The organism is Clostridium sp. HMP27 (assembly GCF_000765165.1).
GTDB lineage: Bacteria > Bacillota > Clostridia > Clostridiales > Clostridiaceae > Clostridium_AK.
The window spans coordinates 72,318-94,729 of the sequence record NZ_JMFY01000043.1 but is presented as its reverse complement, the minus strand read 5'-3'; the positions used below and the strand labels follow the sequence as shown (position 1 = coordinate 94,729).

Genomic DNA, 22,412 nt, shown 5'->3' with positions numbered 1-22,412 from the left:
TGTAGGGAGTAATAAATACGGTTCGTGACTACTTTTATTTACATAAAATAAGGAGGGCTATTTATGAATAGATTAATAAAGGTATTAGATAAAAAGGATATATTACCACAATATATAAATACTCCAATTGAAAAGTTGTTACAATATCATAATTTAGGGTACGATTTTGAAAAATATGCTAAAGCTGAACTTTTAGTAGGAATGTGTATGGATAATCGTAAACAACTTAGGATTCCTAATAACTTTGCTTATATTTTACGAACAGGTGGGGGCAATTTGAGATATAGCGAATTTAAGGTATCCTATGCTGTTGCTATTGGAGGTATTAAAACAATAGCTTTAATAGGACATAATAATTGTGGAATGGTAAATTTAATGTCCAAAAAGGATAATTTTATAAAAGGATTAATTGAGAATGCTGGATGGGATGAAAAACATGCAGAAGAACATTTTACAAGTTTTGCTCCAATGTTTGAAATTGAAAATGAAATAGATTTTTTGTTAAGTGAAACAAAAAGGTTAAATGAAAAATATCCAAAGATATCAGTTATACCGTTATTTTATAATGTAGATGATAATCTCTTGTATTTAATTGAGGAAAGTAAATAAACTTACAGTGTTATTGAGAAAATAAGTGATATAATATAAATTTAAGCTAAAGGCATTTGCAAATTGCAGGTGCTTTTTTCGTGTGCGCCCGGCATGGGCGTAATCTTGTCAGTGAAAGTCTGATACTCGACTTGCCAAGTGCCACCCACATGGCAAGTTGTTATATGCATGATAAGTGTGTTAATAATTATAATATAGATGTATAATCTAATTGAAATAAAGATATGGATTGTAGTTTCAAAATGATGGAGGAATATATGAATAAATTACTATTAGTTGAAGATGATGAGGCATTATCAATGGGTATAGAATTTACCCTTACAGATGAAGGCTATGAGGTTTTTAGTGCTTCCACTTTAGAAAATGGAAAAGCACTCTTTGAAAAAGAAGATTTTGATTTAATAATATTAGATGTAAATTTGCCAGATGGTAATGGATATGAACTTTGTAAGTACATCAGAACTAAAAGTGATACACCTGTAATATTCTTAACTGCCTTAGATGAAGAGGTAAATGTGGTGCTTGGCTTTCAAATGGGTGGAGATGACTATATAACTAAGCCTTTTAGAGTAAAGGAACTGCTGCTGAGGATAAAAGCAATTTTAAGAAGAAATTCTAAGATAGCGGCATCTGGAAACAAATTGATAAGTGAAGATATTGTTATAGATATATCCACAGCTCTTACTAAAAAGAATGGGAATGAATTAACTCTTACAGCTCAGGAATATAGATTACTTTTAATATTCATGTCAAATGCAAATGTCTTAATGAAAAGAGAAGAAATATTAAAAGAGTTAATGGATGGGGCAGAAGTTTTCTTTGATGAAAATACCCTTTCTGTGTACATAAAGAGAATTAGAGAGAAGATAGAAGAAAATCCTAAGGAGCCAAAGTACATAGTAACTGCAAGAGGGCAAGGGTATAAGTGGAATAAGGAAGTAATTAAGGAGTAATATATGAAAAGATATTTTAATAACCCGGAAATAAAAAGGAGTTCTATTATATTTCTTTTAATAATGGCTGTATTCTTAACTTGCAATTATTTTATGATAAAGGCTCATAATGAAAAGTTAAAAAGCGATTATATAAAGGCTTTAGGGAGTGTTACAGCTAAGATAGTTGAATCTGATCCTAAGTTTGAAAAAGAAATAGTACCACTTTTAACAAGGGAAGTAAGTAAGGAACAAGAGAGAAAAGGGAGAGAAATTTTAAGGCAATATGGGTTAAGTGAAAAGTTAGATATAAGTTTATTTCCTTATATAAAAGGCAATTTTAAAAGTATGGAACTAAGTATATTTAGTGCAGGAATTATTCTTACAATGCTACTTTTTATTCTTAATTATTTTCAGCATGGATATTTTTATGAAAATATGAGAAACTTTAGCTCAGCAGCAAAAAAAATCGTGGAGGGAGACTATAATTTAAAACTTAGTGAAGAAAAGGAAGGGGATTTATCAAAGCTCACAAAATCCTTTAATTCCATGGGAGAGGTTATTAGAGGCAACTTATTCACTCTTAACAAGGAAAAAAGGTTTTTAGTAGAATTACTTTCAGATATTTCTCATCAGTTAAAAACTCCTCTCTCTACAATGATTTTATATAATGATATTCTTTTAAATAAGGATTTAACAAAAGAGCAGCAAAATACTTTCTTGAAGAATAATGAAAATCAGCTTAATCGTATGAGCTGGCTTATTTTAAATTTACTAAAGCTTGCTAAAATAGATGCTAATGCCATAGAACTTGAAATGGAGGAGCAGAGCTTAAATGAAACCATAGAAGAAACTGTGGAAATACTGGAAAGCAAAGCTATGGAAGCTAAGGTTAAGGTAGAATTTATACCAAAGGATACTGTAATCTTAAAGCATGATAGGCTATGGATGCAAGAAGCACTAAGTAATGTAGTTAAAAATGGAATAGAGCATGCCTGCCAAGGTGGAAAAGTAAACATAAACATAGAAGACAATCCAATATACACAAGAATAATCATAAAAAACACTGGAGAACCTATTTCAGAAGAGGATTTACCTCATGTGTTTAAGCGGTTCTATAAGAGTAAAAAATCCAAAAAAAGTGACTCTATAGGAATAGGTTTATCATTAGCAAAATCAGTAGTTGAAAGGCATGGGGGGTATATTGAGGTTATAAGCAAAGAACAAGATGGAACAAGTTTTATAATTACATTTTTAAAATATTAAGGTTATCTTACTAAACTGTAAGATAACTTTTTTCTTTGTAAGCAGTATGTCATGGAGACTTTATTTAAATAAGACTATAATAATGTCATTGGTAGAAGTGAGCTATAATCTAATACTAAAAGCCATTTCTAATTTTAATTAATAGAAGCTGTTTTATATGGAAGATAATATTAGGAGGTAAAAATATGGAGATATTAAAGGTTCAAGGCTTAAATAAGATTTATGGAAAAGAAGGAAATAAAGTAGAAGCATTAAAAGGTGTGGATTTAAGTATAAATAAAGGTGAATTTGTAGCCATAGTAGGGGCTTCGGGTTCTGGAAAAAGTACTTTACTTCATCTTTTAGGAGGATTGGATAGACCTACTGAAGGAAAGGTTATTATTGATGGAGAGGATATTTATAAATATAAGGAAGAAAAGCTTGCTATATTTAGAAGAAGAAAAATAGGTTTCATTTTTCAATTTTTTAATCTGTTACCAATACTTGATGTAGAAGAAAATATTGCATTACCAGCTTTACTTGATAATGATAAAGTAGATAAGAAATATTTAGCTGAAATAATAAAACTTTTGGGCTTGGAAGATAGGAAAAACCACTTGCCCTCAGAACTTTCGGGAGGTCAACAGCAGAGAGTATCTATAGGAAGGGCGCTTCTGAATAAACCATCCATAATACTTGCAGATGAGCCTACTGGAAATCTTGACAGCAGTAATTCCAAGGAAGTTATTGAGCTTTTAAAGTTTTCTGCAAAAAAATATAACCAAACTTTGATTTTGATTACTCATGATGTTAACATAGCTTCTAGTGCAGATAGAGTAATAACGATTATGGATGGAAGAATAGTTTCAGATAAATATTTGAAATAGATTAGAGGTGAAAAATATGATAAAGAGTTATAAGGAGATAACAGGGAAATATCTAAGAGGAAATAAAAAAAGAACAATACTTACTTTAATAGGAATTATATTATCAGTTGCTTTAGTATCATCCATAGGATTTTTTCTAAAGAGTATGCAAGAAGCACAAATACAAGATATGAAAAATACCTATGGGTCATGGCATATTATGTATTCTAAAGTTGATGAAAATCTTATTACTAAAATAAAGAGTAACCCAAATGTTTTAAGAAGTGGTACTTATGCAAAGGGAAAAGAAATAAATATAGGCAATAATCTTAAGGGACAAGAAATATTTGTAACAGATGAGGGTGTAAAACTACTACCTTACACTCTTAAAGAAGGAAGATTTCCAGAAAGGGATACAGAAGTAGTTTTAGAAAAGTGGTTTCTTGGCAAAATAAGTAAAGATTCAAAGCTAGGAGACACTATAAAGATATCAGATAAAGAGTATACTTTGGTTGGAATATTAAGTGATACTTTTAGGAGCCAAAGTCTAGGCATAGGAGAGATAATTACAAATAGTTCTGATTTAAATCAAAATGAGAGAATTTTACTAGCAGAACTGCATGTTAATAAAAATCTTGGAACAAACCTTGATGAGCTTAAAAAGTTATCAGATGAAAAATCAGTTGTGAAAAATTCTGATTTATTAGCAATGCAAGGTGAAGGATTTCCTAAGGAATTATTAAATGTTTTAATTGTGGTAATTGGAATTGTAATAATTGCTACCATTGCTGTTATATATAATGCTTTCCAGATAAGTGTAGTAGAAAGAGTTAAGCAATTTGGACTTCTAAGAGCTGTAGGAAGCACTCCAAAACAAATAAGAAAAATTATATTAAGAGAAGCTACATTTCTTGCAGCCATAGGAATTCCTATAGGACTAGTTGGAGGAATAATTGCATTATATGGAATAGACTTAGCATTTAAAATTATAGGTAAAGGTGAATTGGTTTTCATTAAACCAACCATCACTATAGAGGTTTTAATTATCAGTGCCATTGTTGGATTACTTTCAATTTATACATCAGCAATGCTTCCAGCGGTATTTGCAGGGAGAATTTCACCGTTAGTTGCAATAAGCAGTAGAAATTCAATAACAAAAGAAAAGATAAAGAAAAGAAAAAGCTTGGTTGTAGGAAAAATTTTTGGATTTGAAGGAGCTTTGGCTTCAAAAAATATAAAAAGAAACAGAAAAAGGTATAGAACAACTATATTTTCAATAATAATTAGTGTAACTTTATTTATAACATTTAAAGCTTTTATGGATATGTCCCTAAATGTTTACAGTGAAATGAATGAGTCAAATAATATACATTTTTCAGTAAGAACTTCTGGAGATGATAATACTAAGGGTATAGAAGATAAAGTTTTAAGTGATGTAAAAAAGCTACCTGAAATGGGAACTTTGTACAAGGAATATGGGACACAGTATTTTAAGGCAGTTATAGATAAAACTAAGGAATTGGCACCTATAAAAGCTATAGGAGGAATATATGAGGATATAAAATATAAGGGAGAAGTTAAGACTTTAGCTGATGCTTCTTTAGTTGTTTATGATGAAGCTTCTTTAGAAGTTGCAAAGAAGTATTTAAAGGAAGGAAATATAAATGTTGATAACCTTAATAATGAAAATGGGGTAATTATAATAGGGAAAAATAGAGTATATAATGGAAAAACCAAGAATAGTTACTACGGACCTGTAACAGATTTAAAGGTAGGAGACAAAATTCTTCTTCAAAGAGATGGAAGTAGATTTAATGAAGAGGAGGGTATCTTAGGGTTTGGAGAAGGAGATGTAAATAAAGTTAAAGTCCTGGCTGTGCTTGAAAGCAATCCTTTTGATTTTCTGGGATCTGAAACAGATATTAAAATAATAACTACGGAAAAGGTTGCCGAAGAATTAATAGGCAAGAATATAAAACCTTCAGCATTAAACATAAAATTAAAGGATGCAAAGGCAGAAGATACAGCTAAAAAAGATATTGAATCTATAATAAGTGGAGAAGGAAACTTAAAGCTTATAAATATTATAGATCAAAATAGAAAAACAAAGGCTTCTATATTGATGATTAAAATCTTATTATTTGGATTTGTTGTGGTGGTATCATTAATAGGCAGTGTTAATATTATAAATACATTAACCACAAACTTAATACTAAGAAGAAGAGAATTTGCGGCACTAAAATGTATCGGGCTCACTCAAAAAGGACTTAAAAAAATGATAACTCTTGAGGGAATGCTTTATGGAATTGTGGGAAGCTTATATGGGTCAATAATAGGAATTTCATTATCTTATGCTATGTACAGAAGTATGAATGAGGTGAGAGAACAAAGTTATAAACTACCTGTAGATTCTATAATTATTGCAGTGGCAGGAGCTATGATAATCGGATATATCTCTGTGCAGGCACCTCTTAGAAGAATGAAAAAGGAAAATTTAATAGATGTGGTAAGAGAAGAATAGTGCCACCCACATGACAAGTGGCAAGTTAAAAGCATCTGCAATTTGTAGATGCTTTTTTCATAGAAGCAGGAGAAGTTAATAATAAAAGAATCAGAAAATAATGTGAGTTGTTTCAGTATAATTAACAATACTCCGTAATATAGTTATATTGAGATAATATAAACAAATTTGGGGGGAGTAACACATGGCGAAAAGAAAGATAATGCCAATGATTTTAGCTTTGACACTATCGATTGGACTTTTAGCAGGATGTAGTTCAAGTCAGCCAACTGCACAGCAGGCTAACCAAACACAGTCAACACAAATGAAAATTTATAGGGGAGTAGGACAAATTCCAACTTTCCGTGTAGGACCTGGAAAGGATAGTAAGGGAACTCAAGTGTATACCTTTACTTATGTAACTGCTAGTGCGATGTTTGATAAGGATGGGAAAATACTTGATGTTTATTTTGATTCCTTAGAAGTAAGTACCCCTAACTATGATGGCGCAAGTATGCCTCATTTTTCTGGATGGCCAGGCACACAAGGATATAATGTAACTGATCATAAAACCATGGAGGTAAGTGGAGTATCTAAGAATACTGATGAAACGATTGCAGCTGAGGTTAATGGTTGGAAAACTAAACGTGAACGTGGAGATGAATATGGTATGGACTATGCTAGAGATTGGTATAAACAAGCGGACTTCTACCAGAAGGTTTTTAAAGGTAAAACCGTAGCAGAAATTGAACAGTGGTATGCAAAAAATTGTTCTGACGTTAATGGACGTCCATTAAAGGCTGATTCCAAAAACGAGAAAGATAAGGAAAAGTATGCTAAGCTTACTGATCAGGAAAAGAAAGATCTTGCCGATGTAGTATCTGGGGCAACTATGAGTCTTAAAGATGCGCATGGTGATATAATAGGTGCAATTAAAAAAGCTTATGAAAATCGTGCTGAAATAACTGTTACTACTAAGTAATGGCTTATTAACTTAAAAAAGCATCTGCAAAATGACAGATGCTTTTCCTATTATAAGAGGGATAAGGGACTCAATCTAAATTAAACAAACCTTTAAATCTAAAATATTGTTCCTCCCAAACTCTTGTGTCCTCAGGATAAAATTTCTGAGTTGGAAAGGATTTTTGTAATATGTTTTTTCCTTGGTTAATATCAGAGATTTGTTTGTTAGCAATAAGTTGAACAAGAATATTTCCTAGTGCTGTGGCTTCTGAAGGCCCAGCGATAACTGGTTTGTTACATGCATTAGCTGTAAACTGACACGTTAATACTGAGTTTGAACCACCACCAACAATATTGATAGTTGGTAACGGCTTGCAGGTAATTTGTTCAAGCTTTTCAATGGTCCAACGATATTTAAAAGCCAAACTCTCATATATACAACGTACTAGCTCACCTATTGTTTTAGGAGCATGTCCATAAATATTCATGCAATATGTGGAGATTTTTTCAGGCATATCTCCAGGTGAAAAGAATATTAGATTATCAACATCTATTAGATATACAAAAGGCGGTGCTTCAACTGCCAAAGATTCTAGCTGAGCATAACTATAGTCTTGACTTTGGTTTTTATAATATTCACGAATTTCCTGAATTAACCAGGAACCCATTACGTTTCGAAGTAGGCGATGTCTTCCGGGATAGCCGCCCTCATTAGCAATATTGTATTTAAAACTTTCATCTGTAATAATAGGTTCAGATACTTCTGTACCAACTAAAGCCCAAGTTCCACTACTAATAATAGCGCAATCGCTTTGGCAGATAGATGCCAGAAATGCAGAGGCGGTATCGTGTTCGCAAACTGCAGTAACTTGAAATCCTTTGGTCTGTAGTTGCTTATTGTATGACTCTTTTGTAGTCCCTACAATTGTACCAGGTTCAACTAAATCTCCAAATAAATCTTTAGAAATTTTAAATGTATCCAAAATTTCATTGCACCAGTTTTTGTCTTTAAAACTATACATTTGGCTAACAGAAGATATAGTATATTCAGATATAAATTTATCAGTTAAAAAATTAATAAGCAAATCAGGGGTAAAAAGCATTTTGTGAGAGTTATCCAAAATAAAACTTTGACCTGCTTGTTGCATTGCAGCCAATTGCATTAAAGTATTAAATGACGCATTTTGGTTTCCTGTAAGAAGATAAAGAGCTTTTGGAGAAATCTTATTATAAATGTCTTGCTGATACTTTTGTGTTCGATTGTCACGATAACAACGTAACGGAGAAAGTAATTCTCCGCTGCTATCAATAAATACAAAATCATTAGAAAAAGTATCAATGCCTAATGACTCAATATTATCATTTGTAATATGAATTGCTTTTTTTATACCAATATTCATTTGCTGATAAATACTTATGATATTCCAATAAAGAGCTCCATTAATGGAAATAGGACTATTTTCAAATCTATGAACATTTTCAAGATATATAGTGTGTCCGTCAAACTGCCCCAAAAACACTTTGCCACCGCTTCCACCTAAATCAAAGGCTAAAACATTCATAAAGTAACTCATCTCCTATAATCAATTAACTAATCGGCAAAAATCAACTTAACATTTGTTTTATCTAAATATCCTAAGGATTCTTTATCTGTTTGATTATCAGTAATAATATAGTCAATTGGATCAAAACTAGATAAAAAAATCTGGCCTGCCTTTTCGAACTTCGTGTGATCAGCAAGTACAAAAACTTCTTGAGAACGTTCAATCATCATACGCTTTGTATCAACTTCGTGAATGCTAGAATCTGCAAGCATATTATGTGGGCTTATTCCTGAACAAGACATTAAAGCTTTATTAGGATAGTATTCACTAGCGCTTTGCAAAGTACTGTTTCCGTAAACAGAAAGATTACTATCATTAAAAATACCTGATAAGCAAATTAGAAGATGATTGTTATTTGGATTTTTTGTATACTCTAATAAGAATTTAATAGAATTTGTAATAATAGTTACACGGATATCAGATGGAATATATTTAGCTAAATATATGGTAGTAGAACTATTATCCACAAAAATAGTATCGCCATCTTTAATAAAAGAAGCTGCTTTCTTGCAAATTTCATTTTTTTCATTGAAGCGTTGTATACCGCGTACCGCAACAGGATATTCGGTAGAGACAGGGGTGTTTGAAGATTGCTGAATAAGTACAGCACCACCATGAGTACGTTTTAAGGCACCTGCATTTTCTAACTCCTTAAGATCACGACGGATAGTTTCTTTAGAAATTCCAAATCTAAGTGCAAGGGCATTTACATCCACGCTGCCTGTTTTTTCTAAGATATTCATTATTTCTGATTTTCTCTCAATATTATACAATTTAATCACTCTCTACATTTTATTAAATTTAAGCATAAATTTAAGTAGCTTATTTTCTTTATACTACCAATAATTCCTTGTGTGGTCAACAAGTTTTAAGACTTTATTTTTGATTATGACCGTATGTGTATTAATAAATTATATATGGAGTCTTATATAGTATTTCTTGTAATAGTACAGAATGCATCTGTTTCAATTCTCTCAAGCATACTGTAGGCCATATAGATATCTGGTCCGGAAACGACAACTCCATGAAGAGGAAGAATAACACCAATTGGTTTTCTTTCCGCAAGCTCTCTGTGCTTTTCGAAGTAATTATATACATTTTGTGAAAGTTCAGGAGTATATGCTTTTGTATATTCTATACATCCTACAGCCCCTCTTCCTAAAGTAGCTTCTGTTACATTAGGGATTGGTTTTGCTTGGGCCACAAATGGCATACAATAGAATGGGTGAGCATGAATTGTGCATCCAATTTCTTTAAAATTCTTTAAAATCAGCATATGCATAAGACCTTCACGAGAAAGCTTTCCGCTGCCTTCTAAGATATTTAAGTCATAATCGATAAGCAACATATCGCTAGGTTTTAAGCAGCAATGATGACGTTCGGACATTAAAGATGGAGAAATAAGAATTCGATTATCATCAACTCTAACAGCAAAATTACCTCCTGCTGCATTAGTCAATCTGCGATCCCACATGTTTTTTGCTACAATGGCCATTTCTTCCCTAATTTCAATATATGATAAATTACTCATTATCAAAGACCTCTTTTCATTTTAATTTTATATTTAACGAATTTTACTTACTGTCACCAAAGGAATGAGTTCTAATGCACGGCTTAATTCAAAGCCTACTGACATTGATGATTCAGCAGTTGCTGCAGAAGCTGCTGTTGCTAGCTGAATCATATAAGTTGTTGTCATATTTTTAGAAATACCGAAAATTAATCCGGATAAAAAACAGTCTCCGCAGCCAATAGTATTTACTACATTGACTTTAGGAGGAGTTGCTTTATAAATGCCATCAGGTGTTTTAATAATTGAACCTGCACTACCAAGAGACACAGCAATAATTTCCATATTATATGGTTCAAGTGAATCAATTGCTGATAAAATATCATCGTCATTACATGTAAGGGTTCGTCCACATAAACTAGATAACTCATCTAAGTTTGGCTTGATTAAGAAAGGGGACTCTTTAATACATTTTTTTAGTGAGTCACCACTAGTGTCTAAAAAAACTTTTAAGTTCTTATCCTTAAGTTCGGTTAATATTTTATTGTATACTGTTGAATCAGAATAATTTGATGCATCTCCAGATAATACAAGATAATCATTATTTTGTATTTCATTTTTCATATTCAGTAGCATGTCCTGAAAATCGGCATCAGAAATCTGCACTCCTTTTTCAGCCACTACCGTACAATCTCCATTTTCTTCCACTAACAAATAATTGGTACGGCTATCAAAATTATCTTTATGAGTAAAATGGACATCTACATCAAATTTCCTCAGCATATCAATAATCTTTTGACCTATTTTCCCATGAGATATACCAAATGCTTTGCTATTTTCTCCGAGTATCTTCAAGTTAATAGATACATGAGTACCTTTTCCTCCTATGGTTTCTGCAGTATCTTGAACACGACTAGTTACATTTTTTTCTAACTTACCTAGATATAATACCTTATCTACTGCAGGGTTTAGTGTTACTGTGTTTACCACTCACATCGCTCCTTTCATTAGTTATACTAAAGCGGGCAATATAGAAAAATTATTTTTGTTTATGACTGAATTGTAACACCAAACGGTCATAAAAGCAATATGTTTTTGAACGTTTGGATTTATTTGAAAATATATAATATTTAGCAAAAAGTGTTTAATCTTATTAAAATCATCATTTAAACTGGAAAAATATTCTTTACTGTATTGCATTTTTAATAATGCGCTGATATAATAAACACATAAGCAAAAACAAAATCAATTAAACGGAAGTGAGAACAAACACACATAAACAAGCATAGAGAGTGGATTATAAGGGGGAAAAAATATATGAAACTTGGATTTTTTACTGCAAACTTTACTGAAAAACCATTAGAAGATGTTGCTAAGATGGTCTCTAGTTATGGCTATGAGGCACTTGAGATACCTGCTTATGAAGGAAATGGGCAACTGGAAACGGTAGAGGTTATAAAAGGGAACAATGCAGAACAAATTAGAAAGATGGTTGCTAGTTATGGATTATCTATATCAGCACTTAGTAATCATGCAGATTCATTCTTAATTATGGGACCTACAGGAGTTGAAACAGACTTTATATATAAGGGAAGCGCTGAGGAAAAGATTAAACATGGTACAGAAAGTTTGATTCGTACAGCTCAGGCAGCCAATGCTTTAGAGGTTCCAGTTGTAGTTGGTTATCCAGGTGTAGAAAATTGGGGACGTTTTTTCTTTTTTCCATATGGACAAGGGTGGAGCGAATATGAAGAACAATTTGTAGAACGCTTTATTCCCATATTAGATAAATTTAAAGAATATGGTGTGAAATTTGCAATTGAACCTCATCCAAATAGCTTTATATATGATATTCATACAGCTGAAAGAGCATTAGAATTAGTGAATTATCATCCTTGCCTTGGATATAACTTTGATCCAGCAAATGTAACTTATCTTTCTTTAAGTCCAGAAATATTTGTTGATAGATTAAAAGATCGTATTTTCCATGTCCATGCTAAGGATGCTGAATTGGTAGCACATAATCTTGCAACTGGAGGAACTCTAATGCAGGGTGATATGAGCAGACTAGATCGTTCATTCCGTTTCCGTATACCTGGTTGGGGTGATGTAAATTGGAAGAGACTAATTACAGAACTTTCAATGACAGGTTATCAAGGAGTTTTAAGTTATGAACATGAGGACGTTACAATGAGTCGTATGGATGGAGTGGAAAAGACAGTAGCATTCTTAAAACCATTATTAATCAAGGCGCCTTATGAAGGACGTACTGATAAATTATTTAGTAATAAAGACTAATATTAATTATTTAATAATATAGGGGGGAAAGCAATGACGAAAATGATGCGTGCTCAGGTAGTACAAGCTCCAGGTAAAATGGAACTTAAACAAGTACCTGTTCCAGAAATAAGTGATGATGAAGTACTAATTAAAGTTAAAATGTGTGGCATTTGCGGTACAGATTTAAAAATTTATGCTGGGGAATACGTAAAAGAACATCTTCCACTTATTTCTGGGCATGAGTTTTGGGGAATTGTAGAAAAAGCTGGTAAAAATGCAAAAGGAATTAAGGTGGGAGATAGAGTTTCAGCTGATATATGCATGACATGCGGAACTTGTTATTTTTGTAGAAGAGGCGATGAGTTACTATGTGAAAGCTTCACTCAGCTAGGTATACACACCAATGGGGCTTTTGCTGAATATGTAAAGGCTCCATGGAAGAATTGTTACCTTATTCCAGAAGAAGTAGATGACTATTCAGCAGCATTTATTGAACCTATGACAGCTGTATTAGAAGCTTCAAAAGTAATGGATTGTAAAATTTCTTCTAGTGTAGTTGTACTTGGTAGCGGTCTAGGTATTTTACATGCAGCAATGGCTAAGGCAAGGGGTGCAGCACCTGTTATAATTACTGGCGACAGCAAAAATCGTTTACAGTTAGCTAGAAAAATGAACGTAGCAGATTATTATATAGATATTACAGAAGTAGATGATGTAGTAGCAGAAGTAAAACGAATCACAGGTGGAGTGGGTGCAGATTATGTAATTGAGGCAATTGGGCGTCCTGAAACCTATGAACAAGCGTTTAAAATGGTACGCAGAGGTGGAGTTGTTGAAGCGTTTGGTGTAGTTGGACAAGGGAAAACTGCTTCATTTGAACCCTATGAATTTGTTTTAGGCGAAAAGAAAGTTCGTGGCAGCTGTGCAGGAATTGGAAATGATTGGGCTGAAGTTATCAATCTTTTAAGATATAAACGTATTGATCCTAAACCTATGTTTTCTCAAGTTGTTCCATTAGAAGATTTAGAAGATGCAATTCACGAATTAAAAACCAATAGAGAATTGATTAAAATATTTGTTTCTCCAGAGATTACTGAAAGAATATATTTTGATAGATAAATTTATTTTAGAGAGGATGACAAAAATGAGCTATAAAGAAACATTATTAAATCCTATAAAAATTGGGAATAGGGTAGCACAAAATAGATTTTTTATTCAAGCAATGGAATGTAATGATGAGGATGAATCAGGCAATCCATCAGAACGTACAACAGAGAGATATAAAAATTTAGCTAAAGGTGAAGCGGGGTTAATTTCGCTAGAGGCTATTTCTATTACAAGAGAAAGTCGTTCTAGAGATAATCAGTTGACTATTATGCCTCAAAATGAAAAAGCATTAACTAAGTTTGTTAAAGAAGTTAAGGAAGCAAACCCTGATACATTATTTGTTTTCCAACTTACACATTCAGGGGAACTTTCAAATCCACAATTCTCCAGAAGGGTTACAGTTAAGCCGCTTCATGGTTACGGTGGAGATGTTCTTACTGAAGATGAAGTTGATAAAATTATGGATGACTTTGTTCTGGCAGCTAAAATTGCACATTCAGCCGGTGCTGATGGTATTGATATGAAGCTATGCCATGGATATTTAGGTTCACAAATACTTAGACCTTATAATGACCGCAAATGGAAATACGGTGGTTCATGGGAAAACCGCAGCAGATTCGCATTTGAGCTTTATGAGCGTATATCAAAAGAAGTAAATGATAAAAACTTCTTAATTGGATCTAAGATATCCGCATGGGAAGGATTCCCAGGGGGGTTTGGAACTGATGGCCCTGACTCACCAATTATTGATCTTACTGAACCAATTTCCTTAATTAAAGGATTAGAGGAGCGTGGAGCTCAGTATTTTATCCAATCAGCAGGAAGTCCTTCTATTACAATTAGCTTAACACAAGTTGACAAACATATTCCTTATTATGCATATCTTCATCAATATTTTGCTAAAGAATTAAAAAAGAACTTAAAGCCTGAAACTGTACTTATTGGTTCGAATTTTTCACCATTCCGTGATGGAAAAAATGGTCTTTGTGCTGTTAATGAAGAACAAAGTTCTTTGCTTCACTATGGTGCACAGTGTGTCGATCGTGGTGTAGTAGATATGGTTGGACTAGGCCGTCAATCATTTGCAGACCCATTCCTAGCTAAGAAACTTCGCGAAGGTAAAGAAAATGAAATTAAATATTGTACACTTTGTGATAACTGCTTAGAATTGCTAATTCAACAGAGCAAAGTTGGATGCGCTACATTTGACAAACGTTATACTGATGAACTTGTGAGGACACGTAAAGAAAAAGGTAAATTAAGAATAGCTCACACATAAGATAAGTAAGTTATTTTGTAAAAAGTAAGAAGTAACTTATAGAAAATAATAATGTTATTCTCCTTCTCTATAGAGGAGGAAAATATAAAAGTCAAAGGGAAAAATTAATCATATCTAAGGGGGATAAGTGTATGAAAAAAAGTTTAACCAAAATTCTTGCACTACTATTGATGACAAGTACCCTAAGTTTTGCGGGTTGTTCTAATTCAAAGTCTACAAGTACTGAACCAAAAAAAGAAGAGGCTAAAAGTAAAGTCATTGGAATAAGCGTTCCAGCGGCAACACATGGATGGGTAGCTGCCACAGCTTATTATTCAGAGAAAAAGGCAAAGGAACTTGGGCTTGAGTACAAATTAGTTGTAAGTGCTAATCCAAGTGAGCAGGCAGGTCAACTTGATGAATTAATAGCAATGAAACCTGCAGCAATCGTATTGCTACCACAAAATGACGAGGTTACAGTTGCGGCTCAAAAGGTATTAGATGCAAAAATACCTCTTGTTAACTTTGATCGTAAAGTTAATGTAGATTCAACTGCTTATATAGCAGGAGATAACGTAGGAATAGGCGTTGAAAGTGCAAAATATATAGGAGAAAAGCTTAATAAAGAGGGCAGCGTAGTTATTGTTGGAGTTCCTAGCTGGGGAGCTATCAATACAGAAAGAATAAATGGATTTAAAGATTACGTTTCTAAAAACTTGCCAAATATTAAAATCATTAACGAATACGGTGCTGCTACTGCTGCATCACAAGATGGACTTAAGGTTATGGCTGATGCATTGACAGCAAACAAGAAAATTGATGCAGTATTTTCTGTAGATGATGAACTTTCTATAGGTATTCAAAAGGCTTTAGAAGAAGCTAAGAGAACAGATGTAAAAGTTGTTACAGGCGGAGGCGGAATGCAGGCATATTTTAACCTTATAAAGGCTCAAGATAAAACTTGGTATGCAAGTGCTCTTTATAGCCCTTCAATGATTCAGGATGCTGTGCAAATTGCAAAAGATATTATAGATGGAAAAACACCTGAAAAAACAAAGATTATTCCAAGCGTAGTTGTTGATCGTAATAATGCGGACAAATACTTAGATGCAAAATCTCCATATTAATAGTGCAATTTATTTTATTTTTACAGACTGTAGTATATACAGTCTGTAAAAGGTATTTATATTTAAAATTCATATTATAAGGTTATGCTCTAATATTTAAGAGTTATAAGAACTAAAAATATAATAGAGGTAGAAATATGGAAAATATTATATTGGAAATGAAAAAAATAAACAAATCCTTTAATTCAAACCGCGTAGTAAAAGATGTGAACTTTAAAATGGTAAAGGGAGAAATTCACGCTTTACTCGGGGAAAACGGAGCAGGTAAATCTACATTGATGAATATATTAGGCGGGGTGCTAAAGCCAGATAGCGGAGAGATATATATAGATGGACAAGAAGTTGATATCCAAAATCCATCAAATGCAAAAGAGCAGGGGATAGCATTTATTCATCAAGAATTAAATCTGGTAAATGATTTAACAGTATATGAAAATATGTTTTTAGGCTCTGAAATATTGAAGAAGTCAGGATTTATTGATATAGAAAAGATGTGTGAAAAAACAAAAGAGGTATTGAAACTAATAAAAGTTAATATAGATCCTAAGACCATGGTTAGTACACTTGATGCTTCATATAAGCAAGTAGTGGAAATAGCTAAAGCAATTTTGCTAAATGCAAGGTTAATTATTATGGATGAACCTACAACATCACTTACTAATGTTGAGATAGAAAATGTATTTAAAATAATGAGAACATTAAAAGAAAATGGCGTGGGTATTATTTTTATTTCACATAAGCTGAGGGAAATTGTAAGTATATGTGATTCTTATTCCGTCTTAAGAGATGGGGTGCTTGTGGCAAATGGAGATCTTAAAGAAGATAAAATTACAGAGGAAGATTTAGCGTCGTTCATGGTAAAGTCCGATGTGCAAATTGATAAGTTTAATCGAAAGAGGGAATTAGGAGATACAATCCTTGAAGTAAAGGATTATTCCATGAAAAACTATTTTTCAAATATCAATTTTTCAATAAAAAAGGGTGAGATTTTAGGTTTCACAGGTCTTCTAGGGGATGGAAGCAGCGAAGTTTTTCAGTCATTATTTGGATGTAAGAGTGGTGCCAAGGGATCAGTAAGACATAAAGGTAAAGAAGTAGTGATCAGAAATCCTATTGAAGCTGTACAAGCAGGAATAGGTTATGTGCCTAGAAATAGAAAGGAAAATGCAATAATAAAGGATTTAACAATAGTAGAAAATATCACTTTAGTTGCATTAAATAATTTTAAAAGAAGGTTTTTAATAGATCACAAAATGGAATGTGGTTGTGCTTGTAAGTATAAGGATGCTTTACAAATAAAGATGAGAAACGAGAAAGATTTAATCACATCTCTTTCTGGAGGAAATCAGCAAAAAGTTGTTTTAGGTAAATGGATGGAAGCAAGACCAGATGTTTTAATACTAGATAATCCCACGCAAGGTGTAGATGTTGGAGGTAAATATGATATTTACTCGATAATATTTGAACTTGTGGCTAAGGGAATGAGTATCATTGTACTTTCAAATGAGGCACAAGAGGTAATGCGTTTATGTGACAGAATAATGGTTATGTATCACGGGGAAATTGTTAGGGAGTTATCATCGGAAGAAGCAACCGAGGAAAAGATTATGATACTTGCTACAGGTGGAAGTATAGATAAAGTTAACTAATATTTTGGATTAAGAGGTATTAAGAATGGATAAATTGAATTTTAGCGGAAAACGTATAGATCTCAGTAAAATTTGGGCTAATTACAGTGTAGGAGTAATATTTGGGATAATAGTATTACTTTCTATTATGGTTAAAGGTAGAGATTTCTTTTCAGTTACAAATATAGTTAATATATTCAGAAATAATTCTATTGTAGGAATTATTGCGCTCGGAATGACTTTTGTTATCATTTTAGGTGGTATTGATCTTTCTGTTGGATCCCAGCTTGTTGGTGTGGGAACAATCGTGGTATTGATTCTTGAATCAACATCAAAATCTTTTTCTCCGATTTCATCTATTCTTCTTGCGGTTCTAGGAGGAATCGTCACTGGAATAGTACTAGGCGGATTAAATGGCTTAATTATAACAAAAGGAAAGGTGCCTGCTTTTATTATGACACTTGGAACCATGAATATTTATAGGTCTGTTGCACAGTATTTTCTAAGAGGAGGAGGGTTTTCAACAACTAACAAATCATATATTCGAATAGCTAACTATGAATTGTTTGGAATAATACCACTTCCTATTATTTATTTTTTAGTACTTACTTTTATAATGCATGTAATTAGCAAGTACACAAGATTTGGAAGATATATTTATGCAGTAGGAAGTAATGAAAAGGCTGCAAAGTTATCAACTATTAATGTAAACAAGATAAAAATGCTTACCTATACATTGATTGGACTATTAGTGGGTATAGCAGCTATTATAGAAACTTCCAGAATGGGAAGCATAAATCCAACGTCCTCTGGAAATTTTTATGAAATGGATGCAATTTCTGCAGTTGTTGTTGGTGGAGTAAGCATGAGCGGCGGCAAGGGTATGATTATGGGTACCTTCTTTGGAGTTTTAACCATTGGACTAATAAATAATATGATGACTTTAATGGGAGTACCTCCATTTCTAGTAAATGCAACTAAAGGAGTTATTATCGTAGCTGCTGTACTTTTACAAAAGAAAGAATCGGATTAGTATAGATAAAAGCAGGGAATATTCCCTGCTGCTTTATAATATATTTTCTTAGCTACAAAGTTGATGAAAATTTTTAATGCCAATAATATTTATTGCGTAGGATAGGATGTGTAATGATGAAGTGTGATTTACATATTCACAGCAAATTATCGGATGGGTCTTTAAGTATTAAAGATATTGTATGTTACTCAAAAAAAATAGGTTTAGATTATATTGCTATTAGTGATCATGATACTTTGGCGGGGGTAAAATCTGCAATATACTTTGGAAAACAATTTAAAATAAATATAGTTCCTGCTGTAGAAGTTTCAACTGTTGATCCAAATTGTAATAGGCCAGTTCATATGCTCTGCTACTTACCACAAAAGCCAGAAATTTTACAAACCTTTCTAAATGACACACTAAAAAGCAGATATATACAAAAGATTAAAGTTATAGAAAAAATCATGAAGTTATATCCAATTACAATGGAGCATATTAAGCAATACAGCGATCAAAGTCAATCTATCTATGAATCTCATATTATGCAGGCTCTGTGCGATTTAGGTTATAGTAATATAGCCATAGGTCCTCTTAGAGATGAGCTTATATCGAAACAAGGAAGTTGTTATGTACCAAATATTTATCCTGATATTTATTCAGCCTTAGATATAATCTCTGAAGCAGGTGGAATTTCCGTTATGGCACATCCAGAACAATTTGATTCATTGAGTTTGCTAGAGGAACTAGCAGCTCAACAAAAAATACATGGTGTTGAATATAATCATCCACGAAATTCTGATGAAACAAAGAAACATATCCTTAAAATTGCATCAAAATACAATTTAATAACAACAGGGGGATCGGATTTTCATGGACAATATGCAAAAAATCCGCATCCACTAGGATCATTTACTTGTTCGGAAAAAACTATACATGATATGTTCAAATTAGCTAATGAAATTAAGTTTATTTAGTCAGATAATATCTTCTTAGAACATAAATAATAAACTACTTGCTTTGTGAGTAGTTTGTTTTCTATACAGAATTTAAATCATAATAATGATATAAAAGAAGGAAGGTATAGCAATATGAAACTTGGATTTTTAACTGGATGTTTACAAGAAAGCACATTGGTAGAGAAAATAAACTGGGCAAAAGCAAATGGATTTGACTGTGTAGAAGTATCCTGCTGGCCTAAGATAAATACAAGAAATTATTCTGGTAGTGATATAGACGTAAAAAACTTAGATGAAAAAGGCGTAAAAGCAATAAAGGAAGTGTTTAAAAAAAATGATTTATTCATATCTTCTTTAGCTTATTATGACAATAATTTGCATAGAGATATTGATGTTAGAAGAAAAAATATTGAACATTTAAAAAAAGTTATCGATGCAGCTCAAATGCTAGAAGTGGAACTTGTGGGCACTTTTGTAGGTAGAAATTTAGATATGACAATAGAAGAAAATTTTGATTTGTATGAAGAAGTATTTACAGAATTAGTGGAGTACTCAAAAAATAGAAATGTAAAGCTTATGATAGAAAATTGCCCTATGCCAGAATGGCAAATGGATGGAGGTGCTGGAACCATATCTTATTCACCAGAACTATGGAATGAAATGTTTAAACGAATACCAAATGAAAGCCTTGGCTTAAACTTTGATCCTTCTCATTTAACTTGGCTTCAGATTGATTATATTAAGGCTTTTATAGATTATAAAGATAAAATTTTTCACGTTCATGCAAAGGATATAGAGTTTTCTAAGGAAATGCTTTCTCGCTATAGTATCTTTGGAAAACAGCTGAATAAAAAGACACCTATTGACTTAGGGTGGTGGAAGGCAAAAATTCCAGGAAAAGGTCAAATAGATTGGGATAAATTTATAAACACTTTGAAAGAAAACAATTATAAAGGCGTTGTCAGCATAGAACATGAGGATGAAGATTATGCAAATGATGAAAGTATAATAAAAGAAGGTCTTGTATATAGCAGTAAGCATTTAAGAAAATTTATGGATTAAATTTAAGTGACTAAATAAATTAGTTGAGGTGGGAATATGATTAAAGTAGGAATTTTAGGTTGCGGTTCAATAACGAAATTTAGACATGCTCCCGAATATGCAAATAACCAGCAGGTAGAAATTGCAGCTTTTTATGATACTAATAAAAATAGAGCTGAAGAGCTAGCTTCTATTTATGGTGGTAAAGTGGCTGAGACTTATGAAGAAATTTTTAATGATCCAGAAATCACTGCAATCAGCAACTGTTTGCCCAACAATTTGCATTATAAAACAACTATAGAGGCATTAAAATCTGATAAGCATGTATTATGTGAAAAGCCTATGACTGGAGATTTAAATGAAGCTAAGGAAATGGTAGAAGTAAGCCAAAGCACTGGAAAGATACTTATGGTGGATCACAATCAAAGGTTTGCCGAAGCTCATAAAAAGGCTAAGGAGATATTAAAAAGTGGCGAACTTGGAAGAGTATTAACTTTTCATACGGTTTTTGGACATAAGGGTCCTGAATATTGGAGTGAAAACAAAACTAAAGGAACTTGGTTTTTTAACAAGGAACAATCTATACTTGGGGTTGCAGGTGATTTAGGAATTCATAAAATTGACCTGATAAGATACATCCTTGAAGATGAGATAGAGTATGTAACTGCAATGGAAGGCACATTAGATAAGAAAGATGAAAATGGTGATCTTGTTAAAGTAAGTGACAACATGATATGCACTCTTAAGACTAAAACTGGAATTATAGGAAATGCAACTTTTAGCTGGACGTATTATGGTGAGGAAAAAAATTATACAATGTTGTTCTGTGAAAAAGGAATAATGAGGATTTATGATAATCCTGAATATGACTTAATAGTTGAAAAACTTAATGGCGAAAAGGTGTTTTATAAAGTAGGTAAACTTCAGACAAATGATAATCAAACATCTACAGGTATCATTGATGAATTTATTGAGGCAATAATACAAAATAGAAAACCATTAATTACAGGAGAAGATGGCTTAGAAGCCTTGAAGGTTATCTTAGCAGCAATTGAATCAGCTTCAAGTCATAAGAGTGTCCGTATATCAAAGGCAAATGGATAGTTAGGGTTTACTTCTATATTTTACTATATAAAAAATCAGATAGTATTATTAAATTATTTTTTAAAAATAAAAAAAGATAATGTATTATATTTTTATAATTGAGCACAATAATAGCATAAGGGACATGACAGTTGAGCGAAGACTTATATATGCTCTTAGGTTTTGGGGTGTATATGAGTCGAACAAAGATTTTACATAGATCTATAAGGGTTTATGTAAGGTCGGCGATAAGATCTTATACTGTGAGGTAAAGTTTTATTATAGTTGATTTTGAAAAATAAATTCATTATAATAGGGCTGAAACTTATAATATAAGGTCGAGTTAAGATTATATAATGTATTGAAATAGATTTTATAGAGTCGAGAGATTTTATAAGGTTTATTATATATGTTATATAGTCGAGGAAACCATTATTATAGGTTGTGATTTGTTTTATTATAGTCGCAAGATTATAATAAGGCAATAAACTATCTATATTAGTGCAACTTAGATTATTATGTTCTTTAGATGTGATATTAGCCCTAAAAAGTTAATAACTTTATGAAAACTAATATCATAAAATGGGCATAAATGGATTGCTCATAAAAACCAGAAATTCCGATACTTTACGAAATAAAGTATCGGAATTTTTTTGTTTTTATAATAATACCTCAATTATAGTTTTAA

Annotated in this window: 19 protein-coding genes; 15 read left to right on the top strand and 4 right to left on the bottom strand. The window is 32.3% G+C overall.

Going from position 1 to position 22,412, the window contains the following annotated elements; translation table 11 throughout:
* The first annotated feature begins 63 nt into the window (after positions 1–63).
* The 6 genes from DP68_RS16755 (at position 64) to DP68_RS16730 (ending at position 7,134) form a co-directional block, all read left to right on the top strand.
* A complete protein-coding gene (locus DP68_RS16755; protein ID WP_035311556.1) occupies positions 64–609 on the top strand; it encodes a carbonic anhydrase in 546 nt (181 codons plus the stop codon).
* 257 nt (positions 610–866) lie between these two features.
* On the top strand, positions 867–1,562 hold the full coding sequence (locus tag DP68_RS16750; RefSeq protein WP_035311555.1) for a response regulator transcription factor: 696 nt from the start codon (positions 867–869) through the stop codon (positions 1,560–1,562).
* A gap of 3 nt (positions 1,563–1,565) precedes the next feature.
* A complete protein-coding gene (locus tag DP68_RS16745) occupies positions 1,566–2,807 on the top strand; it encodes a HAMP domain-containing sensor histidine kinase (protein ID WP_035311554.1) in 1,242 nt (413 codons plus the stop codon).
* A 185-nt stretch (positions 2,808–2,992) separates the two neighbouring features.
* Complete coding sequence (locus DP68_RS16740) at positions 2,993–3,673, top strand: ABC transporter ATP-binding protein (RefSeq protein ID WP_035311553.1); 681 nt, start codon at positions 2,993–2,995, stop codon at positions 3,671–3,673.
* 16 nt (positions 3,674–3,689) lie between these two features.
* Positions 3,690–6,173, top strand: coding sequence for an FtsX-like permease family protein (locus DP68_RS16735; protein ID WP_052085872.1), 2,484 nt, complete (start codon positions 3,690–3,692; stop codon positions 6,171–6,173).
* Positions 6,174–6,357: 184 nt separating this feature from the next.
* Positions 6,358–7,134: a hypothetical protein gene (locus DP68_RS16730; RefSeq protein ID WP_035311552.1), complete on the top strand. Its 777-nt coding sequence runs from the start codon at positions 6,358–6,360 to the stop codon at positions 7,132–7,134.
* A 70-nt stretch (positions 7,135–7,204) separates the two neighbouring features.
* Here DP68_RS16730 and DP68_RS16725 read toward each other — a convergent pair whose 3' ends face one another.
* From DP68_RS16725 to DP68_RS16710, 4 genes are all read right to left on the bottom strand, one after another.
* Positions 7,205–8,677, bottom strand: a complete 1,473-nt coding sequence (locus DP68_RS16725; protein WP_052085871.1) for a rhamnulokinase family protein — start codon at positions 8,675–8,677, stop codon at positions 7,205–7,207.
* Positions 8,678–8,706: 29 nt separating this feature from the next.
* Positions 8,707–9,501 carry a DeoR/GlpR family DNA-binding transcription regulator gene (locus tag DP68_RS16720; protein WP_291549978.1) on the bottom strand — a complete coding sequence of 265 codons (795 nt, stop codon included), beginning with the start codon at positions 9,499–9,501 and terminating at the stop codon, positions 8,707–8,709.
* Positions 9,502–9,644: 143 nt separating this feature from the next.
* On the bottom strand, positions 9,645–10,250 hold the full coding sequence (locus tag DP68_RS16715) for a class II aldolase/adducin family protein (protein ID WP_035311549.1): 606 nt from the start codon (positions 10,248–10,250) through the stop codon (positions 9,645–9,647).
* Between the two features lie 33 nt (positions 10,251–10,283).
* Positions 10,284–11,219 carry a 1-phosphofructokinase family hexose kinase gene (locus tag DP68_RS16710; RefSeq protein WP_035311548.1) on the bottom strand — a complete coding sequence of 312 codons (936 nt, stop codon included), beginning with the start codon at positions 11,217–11,219 and terminating at the stop codon, positions 10,284–10,286.
* A 327-nt stretch (positions 11,220–11,546) separates the two neighbouring features.
* Between DP68_RS16710 and DP68_RS16705 the strand changes: the two genes are divergently transcribed.
* From DP68_RS16705 to DP68_RS16665, 9 genes are all read left to right on the top strand, one after another.
* The gene (locus DP68_RS16705) at positions 11,547–12,527 is read left to right on the top strand and encodes a sugar phosphate isomerase/epimerase (protein WP_035311547.1); all 981 of its coding nucleotides are present in this window, start codon (positions 11,547–11,549) and stop codon (positions 12,525–12,527) included.
* Between the two features lie 33 nt (positions 12,528–12,560).
* Positions 12,561–13,628: an alcohol dehydrogenase catalytic domain-containing protein gene (locus DP68_RS16700; protein WP_035311546.1), complete on the top strand. Its 1,068-nt coding sequence runs from the start codon at positions 12,561–12,563 to the stop codon at positions 13,626–13,628.
* A 25-nt stretch (positions 13,629–13,653) separates the two neighbouring features.
* Complete coding sequence (locus tag DP68_RS16695; RefSeq protein ID WP_035311545.1) at positions 13,654–14,895, top strand: 2,4-dienoyl-CoA reductase; 1,242 nt, start codon at positions 13,654–13,656, stop codon at positions 14,893–14,895.
* A 131-nt stretch (positions 14,896–15,026) separates the two neighbouring features.
* Complete coding sequence (locus DP68_RS16690; RefSeq protein WP_035311543.1) at positions 15,027–16,001, top strand: ABC transporter substrate-binding protein; 975 nt, start codon at positions 15,027–15,029, stop codon at positions 15,999–16,001.
* A 137-nt stretch (positions 16,002–16,138) separates the two neighbouring features.
* The gene (locus DP68_RS16685) at positions 16,139–17,650 is read left to right on the top strand and encodes a sugar ABC transporter ATP-binding protein (RefSeq protein ID WP_242966388.1); all 1,512 of its coding nucleotides are present in this window, start codon (positions 16,139–16,141) and stop codon (positions 17,648–17,650) included.
* A gap of 25 nt (positions 17,651–17,675) precedes the next feature.
* Complete coding sequence (locus DP68_RS16680; RefSeq protein ID WP_052085870.1) at positions 17,676–18,662, top strand: ABC transporter permease; 987 nt, start codon at positions 17,676–17,678, stop codon at positions 18,660–18,662.
* Positions 18,663–18,778: 116 nt separating this feature from the next.
* Positions 18,779–19,618 (top strand): PHP domain-containing protein, encoded by an 840-nt coding sequence (locus DP68_RS16675; protein WP_035311541.1) that lies wholly within the window; start codon positions 18,779–18,781, stop codon positions 19,616–19,618.
* 114 nt (positions 19,619–19,732) lie between these two features.
* Positions 19,733–20,662 carry a sugar phosphate isomerase/epimerase gene (locus DP68_RS16670; protein WP_035311540.1) on the top strand — a complete coding sequence of 310 codons (930 nt, stop codon included), beginning with the start codon at positions 19,733–19,735 and terminating at the stop codon, positions 20,660–20,662.
* A gap of 36 nt (positions 20,663–20,698) precedes the next feature.
* The gene (locus tag DP68_RS16665) at positions 20,699–21,745 is read left to right on the top strand and encodes a Gfo/Idh/MocA family oxidoreductase (RefSeq protein ID WP_035311539.1); all 1,047 of its coding nucleotides are present in this window, start codon (positions 20,699–20,701) and stop codon (positions 21,743–21,745) included.
* Positions 21,746–22,412 lie beyond the last annotated feature (667 nt).